The sequence below is a fragment of the uncultured Roseobacter sp. genome (assembly GCF_947496515.1).
In the GTDB taxonomy this organism is placed as follows: domain Bacteria; phylum Pseudomonadota; class Alphaproteobacteria; order Rhodobacterales; family Rhodobacteraceae; genus Roseobacter.
The window spans coordinates 129,813-151,313 of sequence record NZ_CANMDB010000013.1 but is presented as its reverse complement, the minus strand read 5'-3'; the positions used below and the strand labels follow the sequence as shown (position 1 = coordinate 151,313).

Annotated in this window: 20 protein-coding genes and 1 pseudogene; 13 read left to right on the top strand and 8 right to left on the bottom strand. The window is 59.4% G+C overall.

The window, feature by feature from the left end; all coding sequences use genetic code 11:
- Together Q1A53_RS19600 and Q1A53_RS19595 are read left to right on the top strand one after the other, a co-directional pair.
- Positions 1 to 330 (top strand): annotated as a pseudogene (locus Q1A53_RS19600) (DDE-type integrase/transposase/recombinase); the annotation flags it as partial.
- Positions 313 to 633 carry a DUF6088 family protein gene (locus tag Q1A53_RS19595; RefSeq protein WP_299969744.1) on the top strand — a complete coding sequence of 107 codons (321 nt, stop codon included), beginning with the start codon at positions 313 to 315 and terminating at the stop codon, positions 631 to 633. The pseudogene Q1A53_RS19600 and the gene Q1A53_RS19595, both read left to right, overlap by 18 nt.
- Before the next feature lie 193 nt (positions 634 to 826).
- On the opposite strand, the gene Q1A53_RS19590 is transcribed toward Q1A53_RS19595, so the two are convergent.
- Entirely contained in the window at positions 827 to 2,113 is a 1,287-nt protein-coding gene (locus Q1A53_RS19590; protein WP_299969731.1) for a Fic family protein, read from the bottom strand.
- Between the two features lie 336 nt (positions 2,114 to 2,449).
- Between Q1A53_RS19590 and Q1A53_RS19585 the strand changes: the two genes are divergently transcribed.
- Together Q1A53_RS19585 and Q1A53_RS19580 are read left to right on the top strand one after the other, a co-directional pair.
- On the top strand, positions 2,450 to 2,668 hold the full coding sequence (locus Q1A53_RS19585; RefSeq protein WP_299969728.1) for a hypothetical protein: 219 nt from the start codon (positions 2,450 to 2,452) through the stop codon (positions 2,666 to 2,668).
- Positions 2,665 to 3,993: a hypothetical protein gene (locus Q1A53_RS19580; protein WP_299969725.1), complete on the top strand. Its 1,329-nt coding sequence runs from the start codon at positions 2,665 to 2,667 to the stop codon at positions 3,991 to 3,993. Before Q1A53_RS19585 ends, Q1A53_RS19580 begins: the two co-directional genes overlap by 4 nt.
- A gap of 7 nt (positions 3,994 to 4,000) precedes the next feature.
- Here Q1A53_RS19580 and Q1A53_RS19575 read toward each other — a convergent pair whose 3' ends face one another.
- The 3 genes from Q1A53_RS19575 to Q1A53_RS19565 all read right to left on the bottom strand — a co-directional run bounded on the left by Q1A53_RS19575 (position 4,001) and on the right by Q1A53_RS19565 (position 6,512).
- Positions 4,001 to 4,597: an SMC-Scp complex subunit ScpB gene (locus tag Q1A53_RS19575; RefSeq protein WP_299969722.1), complete on the bottom strand. Its 597-nt coding sequence runs from the start codon at positions 4,595 to 4,597 to the stop codon at positions 4,001 to 4,003.
- Between the two features lie 3 nt (positions 4,598 to 4,600).
- Positions 4,601 to 5,491, bottom strand: coding sequence for a DUF1403 family protein (locus tag Q1A53_RS19570; protein WP_299969718.1), 891 nt, complete (start codon positions 5,489 to 5,491; stop codon positions 4,601 to 4,603).
- 877 nt (positions 5,492 to 6,368) lie between these two features.
- A complete protein-coding gene (locus Q1A53_RS19565; protein ID WP_299969716.1) occupies positions 6,369 to 6,512 on the bottom strand; it encodes a hypothetical protein in 144 nt (47 codons plus the stop codon).
- A 661-nt stretch (positions 6,513 to 7,173) separates the two neighbouring features.
- Here Q1A53_RS19565 and Q1A53_RS19560 point away from each other — a divergent pair.
- Positions 7,174 to 8,397 carry a tyrosine-type recombinase/integrase gene (locus Q1A53_RS19560; protein WP_299969714.1) on the top strand — a complete coding sequence of 408 codons (1,224 nt, stop codon included), beginning with the start codon at positions 7,174 to 7,176 and terminating at the stop codon, positions 8,395 to 8,397.
- A gap of 1,229 nt (positions 8,398 to 9,626) precedes the next feature.
- Here the strand turns inward: Q1A53_RS19560 and repC are convergent.
- The 3 genes from repC to repA form a co-directional block, all read right to left on the bottom strand.
- Entirely contained in the window at positions 9,627 to 10,814 is a 1,188-nt protein-coding gene (gene repC / locus Q1A53_RS19555; protein WP_299969711.1) for a plasmid replication protein RepC, read from the bottom strand.
- Positions 10,815 to 10,992: 178 nt separating this feature from the next.
- Positions 10,993 to 11,994 (bottom strand): plasmid partitioning protein RepB, encoded by a 1,002-nt coding sequence (repB, locus tag Q1A53_RS19550; protein ID WP_299969709.1) that lies wholly within the window; start codon positions 11,992 to 11,994, stop codon positions 10,993 to 10,995.
- A complete protein-coding gene (repA, locus tag Q1A53_RS19545) occupies positions 11,991 to 13,178 on the bottom strand; it encodes a plasmid partitioning protein RepA (protein ID WP_299969706.1) in 1,188 nt (395 codons plus the stop codon). The genes repB and repA overlap by 4 nt, the downstream gene beginning before the upstream one ends.
- A gap of 258 nt (positions 13,179 to 13,436) precedes the next feature.
- Here repA and Q1A53_RS19540 point away from each other — a divergent pair, with 258 nt between their 5' ends.
- Together Q1A53_RS19540 and Q1A53_RS19535 are read left to right on the top strand one after the other, a co-directional pair.
- On the top strand, positions 13,437 to 13,673 hold the full coding sequence (locus Q1A53_RS19540; protein WP_299969703.1) for a type II toxin-antitoxin system prevent-host-death family antitoxin: 237 nt from the start codon (positions 13,437 to 13,439) through the stop codon (positions 13,671 to 13,673).
- Positions 13,670 to 14,059, top strand: a complete 390-nt coding sequence (locus Q1A53_RS19535) for a type II toxin-antitoxin system VapC family toxin (RefSeq protein ID WP_299969700.1) — start codon at positions 13,670 to 13,672, stop codon at positions 14,057 to 14,059. Before Q1A53_RS19540 ends, Q1A53_RS19535 begins: the two co-directional genes overlap by 4 nt.
- A gap of 115 nt (positions 14,060 to 14,174) precedes the next feature.
- On the opposite strand, the gene Q1A53_RS19530 is transcribed toward Q1A53_RS19535, so the two are convergent.
- On the bottom strand, positions 14,175 to 15,083 hold the full coding sequence (locus tag Q1A53_RS19530) for a LysR family transcriptional regulator (RefSeq protein WP_299969697.1): 909 nt from the start codon (positions 15,081 to 15,083) through the stop codon (positions 14,175 to 14,177).
- 112 nt (positions 15,084 to 15,195) lie between these two features.
- Here Q1A53_RS19530 and Q1A53_RS19525 point away from each other — a divergent pair, with 112 nt between their 5' ends.
- The 6 genes from Q1A53_RS19525 to Q1A53_RS19500 are packed head-to-tail and all read left to right on the top strand — an operon-like array spanning position 15,196 to position 21,468.
- Positions 15,196 to 16,257 carry a dipeptidase gene (locus tag Q1A53_RS19525; protein WP_299969694.1) on the top strand — a complete coding sequence of 354 codons (1,062 nt, stop codon included), beginning with the start codon at positions 15,196 to 15,198 and terminating at the stop codon, positions 16,255 to 16,257.
- 45 nt (positions 16,258 to 16,302) lie between these two features.
- The gene (locus Q1A53_RS19520) at positions 16,303 to 17,898 is read left to right on the top strand and encodes an ABC transporter substrate-binding protein (protein WP_299969691.1); all 1,596 of its coding nucleotides are present in this window, start codon (positions 16,303 to 16,305) and stop codon (positions 17,896 to 17,898) included.
- Between the two features lie 51 nt (positions 17,899 to 17,949).
- Positions 17,950 to 18,951 (top strand): ABC transporter permease, encoded by a 1,002-nt coding sequence (locus Q1A53_RS19515; protein WP_299969741.1) that lies wholly within the window; start codon positions 17,950 to 17,952, stop codon positions 18,949 to 18,951.
- Positions 18,952 to 18,965: 14 nt separating this feature from the next.
- Positions 18,966 to 19,874, top strand: coding sequence for a nickel transporter permease (gene nikC, locus Q1A53_RS19510; protein ID WP_299969688.1), 909 nt, complete (start codon positions 18,966 to 18,968; stop codon positions 19,872 to 19,874).
- Positions 19,874 to 20,731 carry an ABC transporter ATP-binding protein gene (locus tag Q1A53_RS19505; RefSeq protein WP_299969685.1) on the top strand — a complete coding sequence of 286 codons (858 nt, stop codon included), beginning with the start codon at positions 19,874 to 19,876 and terminating at the stop codon, positions 20,729 to 20,731. Before nikC ends, Q1A53_RS19505 begins: the two co-directional genes overlap by 1 nt.
- A complete protein-coding gene (locus Q1A53_RS19500; RefSeq protein ID WP_299969682.1) occupies positions 20,728 to 21,468 on the top strand; it encodes an ABC transporter ATP-binding protein in 741 nt (246 codons plus the stop codon). The genes Q1A53_RS19505 and Q1A53_RS19500 overlap by 4 nt, the downstream gene beginning before the upstream one ends.
- Positions 21,469 to 21,501 lie beyond the last annotated feature (33 nt).

The following is a 21,501-nucleotide window of genomic DNA, read 5'->3' as shown; positions in this document are numbered from 1 at the left end:
TGGTCGTTGGACTTCGTGTCTGACGCCTTTGAGGATGGCCAGCGGTTCCGCGTGTTGTGCATCGTGGATGATTGTACCCGTGAGGCGCTAGCGACCGTCGTGGACCGTTCCCTGTCAGGTGCCCGCATGACGCGCGAACTGGATGACTTGATCCGCAGGCGCGGTCAGCCGGATATGATTGTCAGCGATAATGGGACAGAAATGACATCTCATGCCGTTCTGAGGTGGTGCCAAGATACTGGTGTTGGGTGGCACTACATCGCACCCGGCAAGCCCATGCAAAACGCATTTATAGAAAGCTTCAATGGCCGACTGCGGGATGAATGTCTGTCCACTCAGGTCCCGTCCAATCCAACCTACATGACCAATGGACCTACACGAACCAAGAAGGTCGGACAGCAGGTGTTCCAATTCCGCAATGCTTCCCCGAAGACCTTGGTTGGTGCCGGTTCAAAAACGGGCACCGTCTTCCAGGCACTGCGCTATGTCGGTAAGGACCGCGTGGACGATCAGGTGATCAGCAAGATCGCTCGCGCGCTGGACGCAAAGGATCGAGCGCAGCTTGCAAAGCAAAGCCGGCATGTTCCGGCATGGATGCATCCTGTTGTTGAACAAATCATAGCGCGGGTCTGAACATGGATGTTTTAGGGAACGACACGCTTGAACACCTCGAACTTTCAGACAGCATACGCAAATCTCTCCTGCAAGATCTTCAGGAGGCCGCCGAGGTCACTGTAGCGGGACCCTGCTCGACGAAATTAACACCGCTTTCGCGTCGCGTTTGAAGCTGCCCATTTCCCTTAAGATCAATGAGGGCGAAGGCAGATCAGGCAAGCGTGAGACCTGTGAGATCGCCCGGCTTGAGACGATAGCGAATAGCATTGCCTTCATGCAAACCCGCTAGCTGCTCAGCCACATATGCGACTACGCTCTCTTGATCAGCCTTGGGGACACCAGCCTCCGCCGCCATGATCATGACGTCATCGTATCGAAAACCCTTGAACTCAAGAACGCTTCGTCTGACTGCAGCACGGACAAAGTCCCTGTATGCAATCGCTGCTTTGTGCGGGCTTTCTACCTCTGCTCTGAGGATCCGGTACTTCTCCGCCGAAGCAAGGTAAGCATCGATGTACACTTCCCGAAAGAGGGACACGTTATTTAGTTCATAGATGCCAATCAATCCATTAATATAGTCCCGGTCATCCATCGTTGTGAACGACATTGGCGCAAGGTCGGACTTCAACAGGGGAATGTTGGAGGCAACACGGGACGTTCGCTTGTTGATGTCTGCAAATCCTTGCAAATAGGGAATATGCACAAGCAAAAAGAATGACTGCTCGAAAGGGTCCGTGATCAGCGCTGCTTTCTGAAGCAGGATATCAAACTCCTCTTCGATGGTAACAGCGTCATCAAGCGGCCTGTAGCTCGAATGCGAAATCCCGACAGGCATAGCTCGCAAACGTCCGGACATTGCCGGATCAGCCAGCAGGCCATCGGACAAGAGCGCATGGATTGCGAAGAGGTCGGGGCGACTGAGACTGACTTCTTCCAGGTTATCCACGACATATTGGATGGCCTCTTTGTGATTCAGGATCATCAAAGCTTCTTTGCGATCCTTGCCCTCGGCCTCCTCGCCGAACCGGATAAGCCGCTCCGTTTGCAGAATGTCGTAGGTGTTGCCCTCCATCCGCGAGGACGCCCAACTAAGGTCGACCAAAAGCTGTTCGAGGATGCGCCGCGCATACGTGCCGGCTGGCATTGCACCGCCTTGAGGCCGTCCCGCCTCCAGCATTCGATCCCGGTCAGCCTGCGACAAGGACCAAGTCTTGTCAGGTACGTAGGCGTCCAGGAACTCAGGCTTGTGGGAGATCGGTGGACGCCTGTTGTACGGCACGGTAAGATGGGCGCGCACGACCGCCGAGCCTGCAAGCTGATAACCCGTCGCCCTTCCTTTGCCAGATACCTCGAGACGACCTTCTTCAACGAGCCTCTTGAGCGCGCGCCAAACGGTCGTTTCACTTACATCTTTTGCCGCACCTTTGCGGATTGCATCGCGCCCTGCTCTGGGGTTTCCGGAGACAAAATCGAGGATGTCTTGCTTTAAACGGGCCATGAAACGATTTTCTAGGTGCGTGAAGCGATTATCGCATTGTTATACATATATTTTCCGTTATAGCAAATTTTCGTTTCAGGTACTTTGCAACGATTTTAGCGGCTGATGTACATCGCAACTGGTACGCCGTGAGTGAAACGATTAACCTACTGAAATCCCGGAATAAGTCAGCCGTTCGAGGTATACGTTGCATATAGATTGCAACGAACCTTACTGCTGGAGAGTGACAAACACCAACGAGGCAAACAGTCATGGATTACAGAGCGCGCATATCTGTCGGTCGCTACATAAGAGCGTCGTCATTTGCATCCGATCTGGGAAAGCTGAAAGCCTTTCGTGGAGGGTACGCTGGCGCCTCACTGCTGGAAAGCCTTGAAGAACTGGGGCTTCTTCGACCACGCATGCGCCTTCACTGGCCAGATCCAATTGCACGACGGATTTGGCAGGAAACTCGCCGAAGAGAAGGGCCAGAACTACATGATCCGGTTGAGCCCGATGGCCCCCGAATGGACGCAGCGGCAGACCTTTGGAATGCTCTGCAAGATGCAGGGATGAGAAGTCTGAAGGGTGACAATCATCCCTTTGACGCACCAAAGCCCGAATGGTCAGAATTTCTCAAAAGGCCAGAGCAACAGACGTTCGTGCCGCACAGAGAGCGCCGAGTCCGTGTTTCGAGCGACGCTCAGCCCGACCTTCATGACAGTGACAATGTCCTGGATTTCTATTCAAGCTGGCAGTTGCTGACCGCCATCGAACTTGCAGACATGGGAGTTCATATTCGGATCAACATGGCGGACGAAGACATCGCACGACGGGTGCATGAAGATATCCGCAGCAAGCGATGGCCAGGCGGACGCGCAACAGAAGCGTTTGCGCCTGTAAGAGCGCTTAGAGATTTTGAGCGATATCAGGCAGGGCTCGACGCGATAGAATGGGCACGCGAAGAAGAACGCGACCGGACCTTCAGGCTGCTTCAAGGCTCGGGCGGCGGACGGATCGTTCTTACCGACGAACAGGTCGCCGCGAGAGATGAAATCCGGCTTTCGGTTGCCGGCGAAGCACTCAGCCGTTTCTCGGTCGGCAAAGACCACCTTTTGGCATGCAGCAAATTTCTGGCGGGGCGCTGGCATGAGTGGGCGCACGAAGGAAGGCCAATCGCAGCTGATGCCTATAAGATCTTCCTCGCGGAAGGCGTACGCCTGCTCCAAATCCGACATGATATGACGTTCGATGAAACAAACGAACTCGTTGGCTTTCAGGGCGGCGGTGGCCAACGCACCCTCGAGGTCATATGGCCGGATTGGGCGAAAGAACAGATCAACCGCCTTGTTCAAACACTTAAGTCACCGGATCTGACGGACGAGCAGTTGCGGAGGTTTGGCGAATTCCTTCAAGCCTCGCACCAAGACGCCATCTTTCACCGCCTGCGATCATTCGAAAGACACGCCTTCGAGTACGGAAATTCCCGGCTTGCGGGTATGCACAGTGACCTTCAAGGAATGTCTGTTGCAGTAGAGCAAGCAGTGCGCGCCATGGGTGGGCAAGGGGCCCAACTCGCGCACATGTTTCGCGGTCTCTGGGAGGGAACTGATGTTGGCCGCCTCCTGAAGAAGAAAAAGAAATTGCTGGAGCAGGGTAAGCCGCCAGAAGACCTGCTGGAAGATATCAATGCGCTCGGCGCAGAGGGAGGAGCCAGTGAGATTGCAGCGGACTTGATCTTGGCTGCCCGAATTCGAGGCGCCGTACATCACGCTCTCCAAATCAGCAATCAACTCGAACTTGAACGGCTATTAGTGCGGGTCGTACGTGCCGCAGCACTCACCCACGCACACGTTTTCTCGAATGAAACCGTTGAGCCTGCACCTGCGAAACCGGAATGATGGTTGCTTAACAGCTTCCGATCACACCCGCATCTTCCAGCTGCTCCTGATCCGGCAGGTCCTGGAGCGTCTCCAGATCGAAGGCTACCAGAAACTGTTCTGTAGTGACATAAGTGTAGGGGGCCCCGCGCCGTGGGGATCGTGGCCCGGTCCCGATCAAACCGCGCGCATGCAGCCGCCCGATCAGGTCCCGGCTGATCTCCTTGCCAAAGATGTCCTTGAGCCCGTCCCGCGTAATCGGCTGATGGTAGGCAATGGCGGCCAGGACCGCGACGTCGAACTCTCGGAGGTCGAGGTGCTGCTCGCCCACATCCGCCGCCGTCCGGATCGCCACGGCATAGGCCGGCCGTGTCCGCAGCATCCATCCGTCCGCAACCGTTGCAACTTCAAACGACCGCCCGTCCAGATCGGCGATCAGGTCCGCGATGAGGAGGTCAACCGATACGCCCTGCCCTACCACCCGGGCCAGGTCCGCACGCGAGACCGGCGACGCCGAAGCGAGCAACACCGCCTCAATCCGGCGCATCCATTCCCGCCAACGCAGATCGGCAGGCAGGCCCTCCAGCTCCCGATCCAGCGCCTGATCAGTGTGATCCTTCGCCATCGCTCAGATTCCGTACAGCCGGAACGTGTCGCGCCCGGTCAACTCGCGCACGGCGTCGAGCTCCACCAGCCGGTCGCAAAACCGCCGCGCGGCGCGGTCGGACCGGAGCGAAGTCAGCGCCATCGGTGCTATCGCGTCGCGGCTCAGGAACAGCGCGACGGCCTCATCGGATCCCTTCGCCCGGAGCTTCGGCGCGACGGCCCGGAGCCGCTCAGCGCGCCGGGACAAGTCGGCCGCCTCTCGTACCGCCTCGGTCGCTGCCGACACAATCGCCCTATGACAGGCCAACCGCAGGTCGTCGCCAGTCTTCCGCAGATCGGCCCGCTTGAGACCGAGTGCCAGGACCGGCATCATATGGCTCCACCCAAGGGCCTGGGCCAAAACCGCATCAGCCAAAATCAACGCGGACGTTGGGTCGCGCGGCCGATCCTCCATCACGGCTTGCAACACGGCTGCGGCGCGCGGGATCGGCGCCCCCTGCCCCGCGTCGAGCCAGGTCGCAATCTGCTCCGGCTGAAGATCAGGCAACGCGCGGTGAAGCGCCTTGACTGACACAGGTCTTTCGATAGCCCGTCGCAAGGACAGGTAAACCTCCCCAGCGGGGCCGGGACTGTCACCCGGCTGCAGGAAGGTCACTGCATCGCGTAACTCTGAAGCCCGTTCTGGCCGTCCTTGGTGCGTTACGCACACGTCTGCCGCGCGCAACGCCAGCCGCGCCCGAAGCAAAGTCTGGGGCACGTCCTCCCGGTAAAGCACAAGATGCAGTTGGCTCAGCGCCGCGCCTGACAAAAACGCCACATCTTCAGGGGTTTCGGCACGCCCGGAGGTGACCCAGCCCGGGAGTTTGGGTAGGTTGCTTAGGTCGTCAGAGATATCGCCAGGCTGGTAGGTCATGCCACAAGACTATCCCACGACGGCGCTTTCGTCCACAATATGATGTGCAAACCGCCCCACCCTGCCGGTTTTTATCATGTCCAATAAGTTTGCCTTATCGGATATAAATGAGGCGAGATCAGAAACGTCCAGTGTCTGTGTGGTTTCCGGGGAGGATCCATCCGAACACGCGCTCTCGCGTGCGCAATTACCACTCGACCGGCGGACTGGGCTCTTGCTTGATCTCTGGACACACCCCGCAGTGCAGTCAACGAAGGTTTCTTCTTCTGATTGGGCGACCGACGCCCCCGGTTTTGAAGAGCAGGCACGGCTCTGCTCAACAGCCAACGCATCGCCTCAGGCATCTCAGCATCAAAATCAAGCTTCGCGCCGAAGAGGTCTCCCAGAATGATCAAGACCAGCACCCCCAACAGCGCAGGGGCAGGTTCTTAGACCGCGTAACCTTGCCAACAGCCGCTCGCACCTCACACCTGCGCGCCTCCATGCTGGTCAAATGCAGCTGTCACGACCAACAGACTGATCTTCGTCGAAGCAAGCACGGCAGGCGAGCCTCCCGGGCCGCCCCAAGATCCATTCGGGGACGCGATCGGGATAGTGGGATGCTGACGAAAGGAAGCAAGCCGCGTTGGATTGATCCCGTCAGCCTGTGCCCAAAGCCAGAGGAGATCGGGATCGAGGGCGAAGTCGTTGAAGAAGCGATGCGGCCGCACTCCCCTCCCCTGCCCCGCGCGCCACGTGGTCAAACCCCAGATCGGCGAGCCGTAACGGACGGCAATCCGCACCATTCCAGAAAACAGGAGTTCGTCTCGAGGAAGACGTGGCACAACCTGGGGGCCCGTCGATGCCGTCATGCCACAACCAGCTGCAGCGCACGCTGTTAGCGTCTCCTGGCCGTCTGGGGCACCGATACCCGCGGCAGCACCAGCTCATCGCCAAAGCTCTCCACATCGAGCCTTTCCTTGACCATTCGGAACGTGTCTGCCGCTGCGGTCTCGATCAGGCCAAAGATATGTTCAATCACGCCGGGATGAGTGTGTGGATACAGGCACTCGGCCCGGCACTCGTCAGATCGAAGGCGCGGCGCGGGAGCCGAATGCGCTCGAACATCTACAAAAGGCCAGCAAAGACAGCATGGTTCGGCAAGGGCCGGACGCAAAATGCCTCGAACCGCTTCGCGAGCTACGCGTCGGTTAGCAAAGTCTGGTGACCAGTGAAACCGACAGCGCCTGCAGAATTTCTTATGCAGGGTGCGTTGATGCTGGGTCTTTGCGGCGACCTGAAGACCCCCTGATCGCCTCAGACAGCGCAGCCCCGACCACACTTGACAGGCGACGGCTTCTGGAGTGGGTTCCGACCGCAGATCTCGGGAGCGAACTGATAAGCAAGAGCACGCTGCTGACCCGGATCAACTCACGGAAGCGGGAACGTCTGACGCCCAACTCCTCGCACGCTGCGAGGAAATCAGGGTGCAGGATACGGGCCTCATTGACCGGCCGACGGATTACGACTTCCCGCTAAACCGACCGTTCCGAAATGCGATCATCCGCATCGGTGATGTCCAAACGATCGACCGTGCTCAAGCCCGAGAAAACACTACCCAATGTCCGATAATGCAACTAAAATCGAGACACCAAGTGGGGAAATGACCCTCATATTATCAATAACTTAAAAACAAGAGTGACATGAGCAGTCCAGCAAAAAACGACGCCAAAACCCAGATTTCTGACGCGCGTCAGACCGAGAGTTTGTCCTCTGCATTCCGCAGTCCGCTGATTGGTGCCCAATACGACGAGAGTGCTTCTTCTAACGCGCCTTCTACTGATAACTCGCTGGAGATCGACACTGGTGAAACCGCCAGTGCCAACGGGTGCAAAAGTGACACTACGATCCTCCCCGATCATGTCGCGGGATCCGGCTCCCTCGACCGGCTCGTCGAGCCGGCGCGTGACTACGCTGCGTCTGCCACGGCGGAAAACACCACCAAGGCCTACCAGGCGGACTGGAAACACTTTGCCCGCTGGTGTCGGCGCAAAGGTATCGATGCTTTGGTTCCATCCCCTGCTATCGTCGGGCTCTACATCGCTGATTGTGCCAAACCACAGGACAGCTCCCCTGCCCTATCTGTCAGCACCATCGAACGCCGCCTCGCGGGGCTTGCAGCAAGCTACCGGACTCGCGGACTGACACTCGACACAAGGGACCCGCACATCGCGTCGGTCTGGGCCGGGATCAAGCGTCGGCAGGCCAAACCACCTGCATCGAAAGAAGCAGTGCTGATCGACGATCTCCTTAAAATGATCGACGCCCTGTCATTCTCACTGCGTGACCTGCGCGACCGTGCCATCCTGCTCATTGGCTATTCCGGTGGGCTGCGTCGCGCAGAAATCGTCGGATTGGATGTCGGCAAAGACGACACCGACAGCAACCGCGGCTGGATCGACATTCTCGACGGCGGTGTCGTCCTGTATATCCGAGGCAAAACCGGATGGCGCGAGGTTGAAATCGGCCGCGGATCTACCGAACAAACCTGTCCGGTTCATGCGCTCGAACAATGGCTTCACTTTGCCAAAATCGACGCCGGACCGGTATTTCGACGGGTGTTCCGAGACAACTCTGGGGTAGGGGCTGAGCGGTTGTCGGACAAACATGTCGCCCGGCTGGTCAAGCGGTTGGTTCTGGAAACCGGGGTCGGCCTGGATCGCCCGACCCTTGCAAAGCTGCCGGACGCCGACCGTGTAAGGTTTTTTGCGGGCCATTCCTTGCGTGCAGGTCTCGCATCCAGCGCCGAGATCGACGAGCGATACGTCCAGAAGCACCTCGGCCACGCCTCCGCCGAGATGACCCGGCGTTACCAACGCCGCAGGGACCGGTTCAGAATCAACCTGACCAAAGCCGCCGGACTGTAAAGGGCAGTAACGTAAGGCGAGAAAATCGCGGAAGAGCTATCCTGGGAACCTTCACTGGGCTGAAGTTGGCATATCCCGGGCGCCAGATATTGTCCGGGTTTTCGGCGAAAGACCAACGATAAAATGCTATGGGACCGACAGCATGATCTATTGCAACGGTTTGCAGTGAGATGGTACGAGCCCAAACTATCAAACATTCATTGCGTTGGCTTCGAACCGGGACAATTTTCGCCACGGCGGACCCCATATTCTGACAAAGCAGCTCAAGTTGGCAGTGAGGCCGACTTTAGAAATCGTATCCTCTCTCTCTGGTTTTTGCGCGATTATGCAGGCATGTGACGACTTTGCGGCAAAGTGCTGGGAATACCTTAGTAGATTGCCTCCGCGCTGACTAGCCGAAGATCCAAGTCGCTTCCGATGTCTGAGCTGGTCGCGCTACTGATCGTCAACTATATGGATGCGTCAACTGGCAAGACATCTGTTGGGATCGGAGATGGCGTTTAGAACTTGAAATTGTGATCATGGCCAGGCTAACGGTAGATGCTGCGGTTCACAGTTGTGAACAGGGCATCGGACGCTGTGTTGACTTGATGTTCACAGTTGTGAACTTTAGACGTTGGCGTCTGCCGCCGAGGTCTCGCCAGCTTCGGCATGCTAACAAATACAACCGCAATATGTCGCTGTAACTGCATACCGCAAGAGAGCAGGGGCCACACAGATACGGCTGTTAGATGACTAAACGCAAGTGTAGCCGTGGACGACCCGACCGACCAAACCACGAAGGCTGTTTACGCGTTTGCCACGTCTGACTTCCGGCACGGTTGCCTTGCAAAGAAAGCTGATCCTGACAGATCTAAGCCACTTTGCGCAGCGTCGGTATGCTATGCACCTAGTGTATCATTGTGACCTATGATCAAGGGATTGTCAGGCAAGATGGATGAACGCAGTGAACCTCCTCACGTGTACCGCGCTTTTCAGTCAACCTTCGAGGCGACTTCATTTTCATGGGAAGAGTGACGACCGTGGTCCCAAGTGAGCATGAAGCAGCCATCTGGGATGACTGCCGATTGATCGATGCCAATCGACAGGAACAGCCATTTGCGTTCGCGGAGCATGCTGCCGAATACCGCCCGAAGACGAAGCCGACCGCAGGAGCAAAGCGCAGAGCCTCACCAGCCCACCTTTGAAGTGATAGGGCAGGGGGCACTACCGGATACGCCCATACATCACTAGGCCGCCTCCTTTCGCATCAATGCCATGATCATGGGGCCGCAGGAGAACATCCCCGCATCGGCCTTGCGGGTGAGGGCGCGCAGATAGCCGCCTGGTGACTGGATCTCCTCGATCCTTTCAAGCATGGCGGCGAGCACCACTGCAGCGTTTTCCGGTCCCATCGCCTGTTGAGCGTCCTCCCAGGCGGAGGGTGAGATACCCATCATGGGACGCACGATATGCGCAGCCCGCACGAGGTCGTGCCAATGGCGTATTTTATCGGGGCTGTAGGTCTGTACCTCCGGGCACGCGGCCTTCACGAGGCCGAGGGGCAGGGTAGGGAGGTTCCCGTCGGTCTGAACCGGTTCGGACATTTCCGGATTAGGACCAACCTCAACCCCTGCTTTTTCGAAGCAAGGTTCAAGATCATGGGGATCTGTATTTGAATTTTGATAGTGATGCTGAGAGTGAGCGTCATTGGTGCTCATATCTTTAGTATTAGGCTCTATTATACCCCGTGCCTCTGTCAAGCCTTCGAGCAAAACAGTCTCTAATTCGACTAGATCAGGCAAGGACAGCTTGCGGCGCAGGTCCCGTGCTACAGCAGCCACACAGCCCGTCAGGCGCGCCCAGAGAGGGTGTGGCGCGCATTCCGCCCCGTAGGCTACCAACCCCGCCAGATCGCGCCGCATGAGGCTGACAGTCTGGCGCAGGCGCTTGTAGGCCTGCTCTTCGGCGCGGATGGCTTCGGCCGCGGCGCAGATTTCGGCAAACCGGCGGGGCAGGGGGCTCAGATCAAAGCCAAACGCCTCTTTCTCATCGCCGTAGCGCCGGGCGTAGCGCTTGCCGTTGGGGCTGTCGCGCCGGGTAATCAACCCCGCCCGAACGAGCCCCGCCAGATGCCGCCGCATGGTGGAACAGGCCATGCCGTTGAGCCGCTCACAGATCGACGCATTGGACGGGTGGACCACCAGATCGGCACTGTTGCCGCCCAGGATGGTGCCGGGATGGAAGCTGAGAAGCGCTTGAAGCACCACCAGTTCACGGTCGGTCACCCCCAGATGAGACCGGGCCACGCCCAATTCGCGCAGCACCTCCCATTTGTTGACCCCCTGGGGCGGCATGTCGGGCTGAGGAGCCTGTTGTCGCTGCAAATCGGCAGCATCTATCGGTCGCCTGAACGGCGTTATGGGCGTGTAGGTCATGTTTTTTGTCACACAGACAAAGAATATCCACGCCGCGAATCGGTTAGGACTTGCGGTAAAGGGCGCTGACCATTAGTTTGAAGGTGCTAGACAACAAACGAGGTCTCGTGGAGCGTCCGCTTTGCGGGACCTTTTTTCTTTGACTAGATCGTGCCTCCTGTTTTTCTGCTCGTTGCTCTCAGTCTTCGCCGCGCGTTTTCCAGCGCGTGTGAAGCTCTTGCAGGACGCTTTCGGCCCTATGTTCCAACCAGTCCGCAAAACCTCTGTCGCTGATATCAAGCCGCAGCCCGGTGCCTGACTTGCGCAGAACGCCAAGCCGCTGACCGTTGACATCAAGGGGTCTGGTGCTGGTTTTTTCTTTACTTTTCGGTATCTTATCCTCTTTTTCGGGCAATGGCACCGCGGCCTGAACCGCGTCAAAGGCCGCAAGGGACGGATCGGGGGTATCTGATGCGGGCTGCGTGGCGAGCGCCGTTTCAGCCTTGGAGCGTGCAGCCTCGGCCAGCGCGATCAGATGACCTGTGTCGATGCCCGCCGCCTCGACCCCCTTGGCGAGCGTCTCCCAGCGAGGACGTCCGACGCCCTGGGCGGGACCGATGGCGCGCGCCAAGTCGGGCGAGACCGCATCAACCACCGCCAGCGCCATGGAGATCGCCGATTTCGCCACCGTCAGGACCTCGGCCACCTGAGACTGCGTGCCAAAGCCGTTGTCGATCAGCTCGCGGGCAAAGAGCGCTTTTTCGATGTAGCTCAGATCCCGGCGGGCCATGTTTTCAGAGATCTGCGCCCGGGTGGCGGTGTCATCGTCCAGCGTGGCCACGAGCGCGCGGATCTTGGTGAGCTTGTCCGAGCTGCGGATCGCCTCAAGCCGCCGCCGACCGTAGACCAGCAGATAGCGCGCCTCGTCGCTCGGGTGACGGCGCACCAGAATGGGCACGGTCTGGCCGTTGGCCTCGATCGCGTCGCGCAGATCATCAATGTCGCCGGGATCCAGCCTGTCGGTCAGGCGGGTGTCATCGATGGACCAGGGGTCCAGTTCCCAAACGTTGTGGCTGTCCACCGCATCGCGAGCGGCGCGCAGGGCCCGGTTGGAGGTCATCATCGACGGGGCAGGGGGGGTCGTCGCCCCGGCCGCCGCGAGCGTGTCGAGCATGGAGAGGCGTTTTTTCTTGCCGGTCATGGCCGCCCCCAGGTGTGCTGGATGATCTGCGCGATCTCGTCGTTGACCGCGTTCAGGCTTTCGATGGCGCGGTCATAGGTCGCGCGGGTAAAGGCGCTGCGTTCGACCTCGTAGAGCGTTTGTTTGGTCAGCCCCGCGTCCGAGATGGCGGTGGATTTCAGCATGGGCGCGTTCATCACGTTCTCGCCGTACATGGTGCGCAGGAAGGCCACGATGCGGTTTTGCGGGGCATCCGTGGGCTCGTAGCGCGTGAGCAGGTAGCGCATCCAGTCGTGTTTCATATCCGCACCGGATTGCGCGATGACGTCCATCAGGTCCGCCGTCATGCGCAGGAATTGCGACATCGACATCACGTCGAGCATCTCGGGGTGGATCGTGACCAGCACGCCCGTGGCCGCGGAGAGCGCCGACATGGTCAGGAACCCCAGTTGCGGCGGGCAGTCGATGACTACCACGTCATACTCGGCCTCCACCTGCTGGAGCGCTTCCTTGACGCGGAAGAAGAACAGCCCCGCGTTGCCCTGAGACAGTGCGCGTGGGGTGTCGTGCTCAAACTCCATCAGCTCAAGGTTGCCGGGGATCAGGTCGAGGTTCGGGATGTAGGTCCGCCGGATCACGTCGCGGATGGGCGCAGGATCATCGTAGCGGATCGCATCATAGAGCGTGCCGCCTTCCGCCAGGTCAAACTCCGGCTGGACACCGTGCAGCGCAGTGAAGCTGGCCTGCGGATCGAGATCGATGCCCAGCACCCGGTAGCCTTTGAGCGCCAGCCGCTGCGCCAGATGCGCCGAGGTTGTGGTCTTGCCGGAGCCCCCTTTGAAATTCATCACGCCGATGACCTGCAGCGGATCACCGACGCGGCGGCCGGGCAGGTAGTCGCCGGGTTTGCGCGCGGTTTTCTCCAGCATGACCCGCAGCGCCTGCACATCTGTCGCAGAGTAAAGGCGCCGGTTGCCGCGGCTCAGTTCGGGCGAGGGGCCCTTGCCGTCAAGGTGCAGCTTGCGCAGGTAGCTGTCGTTGACACCCAGCAGGCCGGCGGCTTCCCCCGAGGTGAATTTGCGCATAGTCTTGGCGGCATCGGGGGGAAACAGGCTCTCACGCTGGGCATGAAGCTGGGCGGCCAGCCATTCGGAATGCTGGCGGATCACCGCGTTCAGGTCATCTTGCGCAAAGGTTGCGTCCATGGTGCCTCTCGTCGCCTGCCTATCCGCTCCGGGTTTTGCCAGAGCGTGTTCACGGAAATTATCGTTTTCCCATGCTTTTTCGTGACTATTGTCTCAACTTTAAGATTCGTGCAAGGAATTTTCCAAATCTGGTAGCGAGAAACCCGGGCAGCACAAGGCGCTCCATTTTCGCCGCCGGGGCATGCGGTCTGGATGTGCCATTGAAAGTGGTGGCCAGATGGCCTAAGTTGAATGGACTAAGCTAAGAGGTGGCCGCAGATGAAAACCGTCAATATTCACGAAGCCAAGACAAATCTGTCGAAACTGATCGAACAGGCCGTCGCAGGAGATGCGTTTATCGTGGCGAAGGCGGGCAAGCCGATGGTCAAAGTCAGCCGACTGGAAGTCCGGACGCCGCAGCGCATCGGGTTTCTGGAAGGGCAGGGGCACGTACCCGACGATTTTGACGACATGGCCGCCGAGGAGATCCGCGCGCTGTTCGATGGCGGCGCGTGAACCTTCTGATCGACACGCATATCCTGCTCTGGGCCGCGTTCGAGCCGCGCCGGCTGCCGCGGGACGCCCATGACAGGTTGATGGATCCTGACACCCGTCTGTGGTTCAGCGCCGTGTCCATCTGGGAGGTCGCGATCAAACGCGGCCTTGACCGGCCCGACTTTCGGATCGACCCGGGACCGCTGCGCGCAGGCCTGCTCGCCAATGAGTACAGCGAGCTGGCACTGGAGGGGCGGCATTGTCTGGGGCTGGGCACGCTGCCGGGGCTTCACGCAGACCCGTTCGACCGGATGCTGATTGTACAGGCGGCAGCCCAAGGCATGGCACTGCTGACCGCCGACAGCAAGATCGCGCAATACGGCGGCCCTGCGCTGCTGGTGACGTAGGCCTACAGATCCGGTCCGCTTTTCGATCCCCTGCGGGTCATTGAGGGCATAGGGCTGCGGTGTCGTGGGCTGGTTCAACACGCCTGCTTCTGTCCATTTCACCACGACAGCACATTCAGGCTTTTTCCGTAAAAGGCGTCTTCACCGTATGAAGGCGCAAATGGCGCATGAATGCGCGTGCGATTGCCGGTGTCGGACGGGTTTCCGAGGTGACAAAGTAGCTCCGGTATTCGATGGGGGAGGCGAAGGCGCGGAACGTGACTTCGTTGGAGCGGTACTGCGCCACGGGAAACGGGTTCACGACGGTGATGCCAAGCCCCTCCCGCACGAGATCGACGGCCGCGAAGGATGTGGAGACCTCGGCCACCACATGGGGGACGCTGCGGGCGTTGACCAGCACCTTGTCCAACTGAGCCCGGCGGGCGTGGCGGTGTGAGAGTGCGATCAGCCGCTGGTCATGCAGATCCTGCGGCCGGATCGTCTCCTGTTTGGCCAGCGGGTGGTCTTCCTGCATGGCGCACACCGCCCTTGACACCCGGTACGGCGTCAGGGTGACACCTTCGCGGGACAGCTCGACCCCGGTCAGTCCCAGATCAAAGCGCTCCTTCTGGATGGACTGGATCACCTCATCGGAGGAGGACACCTCTAGGCTGACAAAGAAATGCGGGTTCGCGGTCAGAAATGTGGCGATGTGGTGAACCAGAAAGCGGTGCGCGTAGGTCGGTGGTGCGACCAGACGCAGCGTTTCCTGAGCAGGTTCAGGGGGGCCATCAATGCGCTCGAGCGCCTCAAAGAGAGGATCGAGCCGCTTGTTCAGCTGGGTCGCTTCCGACGTTGGGCGCAGCCGGCCGCTGTCGCGCTCGAAGAGGATCCTGCCCAGGCGGGCTTCGAGGCTGGAGATTGATCTGCTGATGGCGGACTGGGACAGACCAAGCCGGACGGCGGCTTTTGACGTTGTGCCGCTTTCCATCAACGCGCGCAGCGCCTCATATTCCGGAAGGCTGTGCCAGGTTCTTTCAGCCATCTCTACCCCTGCGAAAGCCTCATAGTTTTATGATATTTTATCATTCGATTAGCGGTCGTCTATGAGTATTTATCGCGTAGGCTGTCCTCTGTCGCATGGGGGCGTCTTAAAGATGAGTGCAGGAGTTAATCCGGCCGTTTTTGACGGGCACAACGATGTTTTGCTGAAGCTTCACCAGGCCGGTGGGCTCAGCGTATCGGAGAGCTTTGTCACCGGCCGTGACGGCGCGATTGATGTGCCCTCTGCGAAAACCGGTGGGTTTGGCGGCGGGTTCTTTGCGGTCTACGTGCCCTCGCCAATGGACCTCGACTTCAAGTTCGAGGAGATGACCAAGGACAGCTACGACCTGCCTCTGCAGGACCCGATTGACTGGGAAGACGCGTTTCCGGTCGTGATGGCGCAGGCGGCCATTCTGTTTGATCTGGAAAAGCGCGGGGCACTGACAGTCTGCCGACGCGCTGCGGAGATTCGCGAGACGATCCTTGCGGGAAAGATCGCGGCGATCTTCCATATCGAAGGTGCGGAGGCGATTGATCCAGATTTTCACACGCTGGATGTCCTGTACCAATCGGGGCTGCGGTCCATCGGGCCGGTCTGGAGCCGCACCACGATCTTTGGTCATGGTGTGCCGTTTCGCTACCCGAGCACCGGTGACATTGGCCCCGGGTTGACGGACCATGGTCTGAGGTTGGTCAAGCGCTGTGATGAGATGAACATCATGCTCGATCTGTCGCATCTCAATGAGGCCGGCTTCTGGGATGTCGCGCGGTATTCGACCAAACCCCTGGTGGTTACCCATTCCAACGTGCACGCGATCTGCCCGCATTCACGCAACCTAACCGACGCGCAGCTGGCGGCCATCCGCGAAAGCGACGGGATGGTCGGTCTGAACTTTGCCGTGGCCTTCCTGCGGGATGACGGAAAGATGCTGCCGGATGTGCCCTTGGACCAGATGCTCAGACATCTCGATCATATGATCGAACATCTTGGCGAAGACCGGGTGGGATTTGGCTCGGATTACGATGGCGCCATCGTGCCGGAGGCGCTGACCTCTTGTGCAGGGCTGCACGAATTGAGGCATGCGATGGCACGGCACGGCTATGACCATGCGCTGATGACGAAACTCTGCCACGGAAACTGGTTGCGCGTGCTGGAAAAAACCTGGGGGTCGTGACGACCATTGACCAGAAAAAACGAAAATCAACATGAGAGGTATACGATGAATGTATTTAGCAAACTACTGACAAGCGCCGCGATTGGCCTTGCGGTCAGCGTGGCGTCCTTTGCGGCCCATGCCGAGACACCGGACAATATGCTGGTCATCGCCCACCGGATTGACGATGTGACGACGATTGATCCCGCGGAAAGTTTCGAATTTGCGGGCTCCGATATCAGCCGCAACGTCTATAGCCGGTTGGTCAACCTCGACCCGATGGATCTGGACGCGGGCTACAAGCCGGACCTTGCCGAGAGCTGGGAGGTCTCGGAAGACGGCAGGACGATCACCTTTACCATGCGCGAAGGCGTCACGTTCCATTCCGGCAATCCGGTCACGGCCGAGGATGCGGCGTTTTCCTTGCAACGTGCTGTTATCCTGAACAAAACCCCTGCGTTTATCCTCACGCAGTTCGGCTTTACAGCCGAGAACGCGACCGAGACCATCCGGGCTGACGGCAACAAGCTGATGATCACGACGGACAAGAAATACGCAACGTCCTTCGTGCTGAACTGCCTGACAGCGACCATCGGCGCGGTCGTCGACAAGGAGACTGTCATGGCCAATGAGGTCGATGGCGATATGGGCAACACCTGGTTGCGCACCAACTCGGCGGGCTCGGGCCCCTACAAGCTGGACAGCTGGAAGCCGAACGAGGCGGTGACCTTGTCGTCAAACCCCGACTACTACGGTGGTGCGCCAGCGATGGAGCGGGTGATCGTGCGTCACGTGCTGGAAAGTGCGTCGCAGCGTCTGCTGCTGGAGCGCGGCGACATCGACATCGCGCGCAACCTCAACCCCGAGGACGTGGCGGGAGCCTCCGAGGCGGAGGGTGTGAAGATTGCGGATGAGCTGAAAGGCCGTCTGATGTATCTGGCGCTGAACCAGAAGCACCCTGAGCTGTCCAAGCCCGAGGTGCGCCAGGCCTTTAAGCACCTGATTGACTATGAAGGGATGCGCGACAGCTTCCTCAAAGGTCAGTACACGATCCATCAGAACTTCCTGCCCGCAACCTATCTGGGTGCCTCCGACGAGAACCCGTTCTCTTACGACATCGACAAGGCCAAGGAATTGCTGGCCGCGGCCGGTGTTGACGGCCTTGAGCTGGAACTCGGTGTCCGTGAAGCGCAGGAACGGATTGAGATCGCTCAGTCGTTTCAGAACGCCGCGGCGCAGGTCGGGATCACGGTCAACATCACCGTCGGCACATCCAAGCAAATCCTCGCCCGGTATCGTGCACGCGAGCTGGACATCTATCTTGGTGCGTGGGGCCCGGACTATCCTGACCCGCAGACCAATGCGGGCACATTCGCCTACAATCCAGACAACTCGGATGAGGCGAATGCAACCGGCCTGCTGGCGTGGCGCAACAGCTGGGATACCGGCGGTCTGACCGAAAAGGTAGCCGCTGCCGTGACCGAGGGCGACCGGGATACGCGGGTGCAGATGTATCTGGATATCCAGGCGCAGTTCCGCGAGACATCGCCCTTTGTGGTGATGTTCCAGCAGATCGAGCAATCGGCTATGCGCGACGATGTGACCAACTGGTCCACGGGACAGGCGGTCACATCTGCGGCCTACTGGCAGGTCACCAAGTAAGTGGCGCTGACCGATAATAAGGGGGAGGGGCGCGCGTCCCTCCCACCCTGGATCAAGACAACCCTGCTCACCATCGGCTCCATCGCGGTGACGATGCTGGGGCTGTTGTTCATCACCTTCATCATCGGCCGGGTCATGCCGATTGATCCGGTGCTGGCCATCGTGGGCGAGCGGGCGTCGCAATCCACCTATGACGCGGTCTTTCTGGAGCTTGGCCTCGATAAACCGCTGATCGTGCAATTTCTCTATTACCTCTGGGACGTGCTGCATCTGGATTTCGGCACCTCGCTTCTGAATGCGCGGCCTGTGTCCGAAGACATCGCACGTGTTTTTCCCGCCACATTGGAGTTGGCGACACTCGGCATTATCATCGGCATCCTTCTGGGTGTGCCGCTGGGCGTGGTCGCGGCAGTCCGCAAGGGGTCATGGATCGACCAGATCGCCCGTGTTCTGGCGCTTGTCGGCTACTCCATGCCGATCTTCTGGCTCGGCCTGATGGGTCTTTTGATCTTTTACGGGATCCTCGGCTGGGTCGGCGGACCGGGCAGGGTGGGCATCTTTTACGTGGATGTTGTGCCGTCCGTTACGGGCCTCATTCTTGTGGACGCGCTGCTCGATGGCAACTGGGATGTGTTCAAAGACGCGTTCAGCCACATCATCCTGCCCGCCTCGCTGCTGGGGTACTTCTCCCTGGCCTACATCAGCCGGATGACACGGTCGTTCATGCTGGAACAGCTGAGTGCGGAATACGTCACGACAGCCCGCGTGAAAGGCATGTCGGAATGGGATGTGGTCTGGAAGCACGCGTTCAAGAACATCCGGGTGCAGCTGATCACCGTGATCGCGTTGAGCTATGCCAACCTGCTCGAAGGCTCCGTGCTGACGGAGATCATCTTTTCATGGCCCGGCATCGGCAGCTATATCACCACGGCGCTGCTCAGCGCGGATATGAACGCCGTTCTTGGCGGCACCGTTGTTGTGGGGCTGATTTTCATCTTGCTGAATATCTTCTCTGACCTGCTCTACCGGGTCTTTGACCCGCGTGCGAGATGAAGGAGGCGCCTCAGATGGCTGAACAGACCCTGCGGGAGTGGTTGCTGACCGATACCCCGACTTCGCGCCGCCATGCCAAGCTTTCGGCGCTTTATCAGGGGTGGTTGTCGTTCCGCTCCAACACCATGGCGATGATCGGCCTGGGTATCCTCGTGGCTTTGGTCCTGATCGCTGTTGCGGCACCGATCCTGTCGCCGCACGACCCCTTTGTGCAGGACCTCGGCAACCGCCTCTTGCCTCTGGGCACCGAAGGCCATGTCTTTGGCACCGACAGTCTGGGTCGGGACATCCTGTCCCGCCTGATCTACGGCGCGCGGATCACGCTCTATATTGTGGCGTTGGTCGCGTTGATCGCGCCAGTGGTCGGGCTGCTTGTGGGAACCGTGTCGGGCTATGCGGGCGGCTGGATTGACGTGGTGCTCATGCGGATCACCGATATTTTTCTGGCGTTTCCGCGTCTGGTTCTGGCGCTGGCCTTCGTTGCCGCCTTGGGCGCGGGGATCGAGAATGCGGTGCTGGCGATTTCACTGACGGCATGGCCCCCCTATGCGCGCATCGCGCGGGCGGAGACGCTGACCATCCGGTCCTCCGACTATATCGCCGCGATCCGCCTGCAAGGGGCAGGGGCCCTCAGGATCATCACACGGCATATCTGGCCTTTGTGTATCTCGTCGCTGATCGTGCGCGTGACGCTGGACATGGCGGGCATCATCCTGGCCGCTGCCGGGCTGGGCTTCCTCGGCCTCGGCGCGCAGCCGCCATCGCCGGAATGGGGCGCGATGATCTCGGAAGGACGGCGCTTTATCCTCGATCACTGGTGGGTGGCGACGATGCCCGGCCTTGCGATCTTTACCGTATCGCTGGCGTTCAACCTGCTCGGTGACGGGCTGCGCGATGTCCTCGATCCGAAAGCGGGGGAGTGATGGACAAGCTGCTGGATATTGAAAACCTCTGGGTCAGGTTCCCGACCCGGCAAGGCGTCTTTGACGCGGTGCGGGGCGTTTCCTTTTCGCTTGGGCGCGAGCGGCTTGGCATCGTAGGTGAAAGCGGGTCAGGCAAGTCGATGACGGGCCGTGCGATCCTGCGGTTGATCCGCCCGCCGGGCATCGTCGAAGCCGATCACATCAATCTTGGCGGTGTCGATCTGCTGAAAAAGACTGACAAGCAGATGCGCGCGGTCCGTGGTCAGCGCATCTCCATGGTGATGCAGGATCCGAAATTCTCCCTCAACCCGGTGACAACGATCGGCGACCAGATCATGGAGGCCTACCGTCTGCACAACAAGGTGTCCAAATCCGGGGCCTATGCAAAGGCGGTGGAGATGCTCAACGCCGTGTCGATCCGCGATGCAGACCGCGTGATGCGCGCCTATCCGCACGAGATGTCGGGGGGCATGGGGCAACGGATCATGATCGCGATGATGCTGATCCCGAACCCTGAAATCCTGATCGCGGATGAGCCGACCTCTGCCCTGGATGTCTCGGTTCAGCGTCAGGTGCTCGACATCATGGACGCGCTTGTGAAGGAGCGCGGCATGGGGCTGATCTTTATCAGTCACGACCTGAACCTTGTGGCGGACTTCTGTGACCGGGTCCTGATCATGTATGCGGGCCGCATCGTCGAGGTTTGTGCGGCTGACAAGCTGCATGAGGCGCAACATCCCTATACCCGCGGATTGCTCAATTCCTTGCCCCGCCTTGATGCGCCGCGCGCGCGGCTTGAGGTCTTGCGGCGCGATCCGGCGTGGTCCGAAACCCCCAGCGTGAGCGGCCGTGTATGAATATGCTGGAGATCGACAACCTGAACGTCTGGTTCGGTCGTGCACGTGATCGCGTAGATGCGGTGAAAGATGCCACGTTCACCGTCGGGGAAGGCGAGAGCTTTGGCCTTGTGGGGGAAAGCGGATCTGGCAAATCCACGATCCTGCGCGCCATCACCGGACTGGTCCCGACGTGGTCCGGCGAGATCAAGGTGCGACAGGATCCGGTTCCCAAAAAGCGTCCCAAGAGCTTTTTCAAATCTGTGCAGATGGTCTTTCAGGACCCCTATGCGTCGCTGCACCCGCGTCACTCGGTCGATCAGGTTCTGGGCGAAACCCTGTTTCTGCATGGCTTCCGGGAGATCGACGCACGTGTTGTCAAACTGCTCGACGATGTCGGGCTGGGCCAGAAGTTTCGGTTTCGCTATCCGCACCAGTTATCCGGTGGTCAGCGGCAACGGGTGGCGATTGCGCGGGCGCTGGCCCCGGAACCCAAGCTGCTGTTGCTGGACGAGCCGACATCGGCGCTTGATGTCTCGGTGCAGGCCGAAATTCTCAATCTGCTTGCGGATCTGCGGCAGGAACACAAGCTGACCTATCTGATGGTCTCGCACGATCTGTCCGTGGTGGGCCATATGTGCGACCGTCTTGCCGTGATGAAGGACGGCGAAATCGTTGAAGTCATGGATGTAGCGGCGCTTTACGCTATGAAAGCGGTACATCCTTACGCGCAGCACCTGCTGCAAGCGTCTGTTTGAGGGCGCCTGGAAACCGAGCCTCTGAGGGGGAAT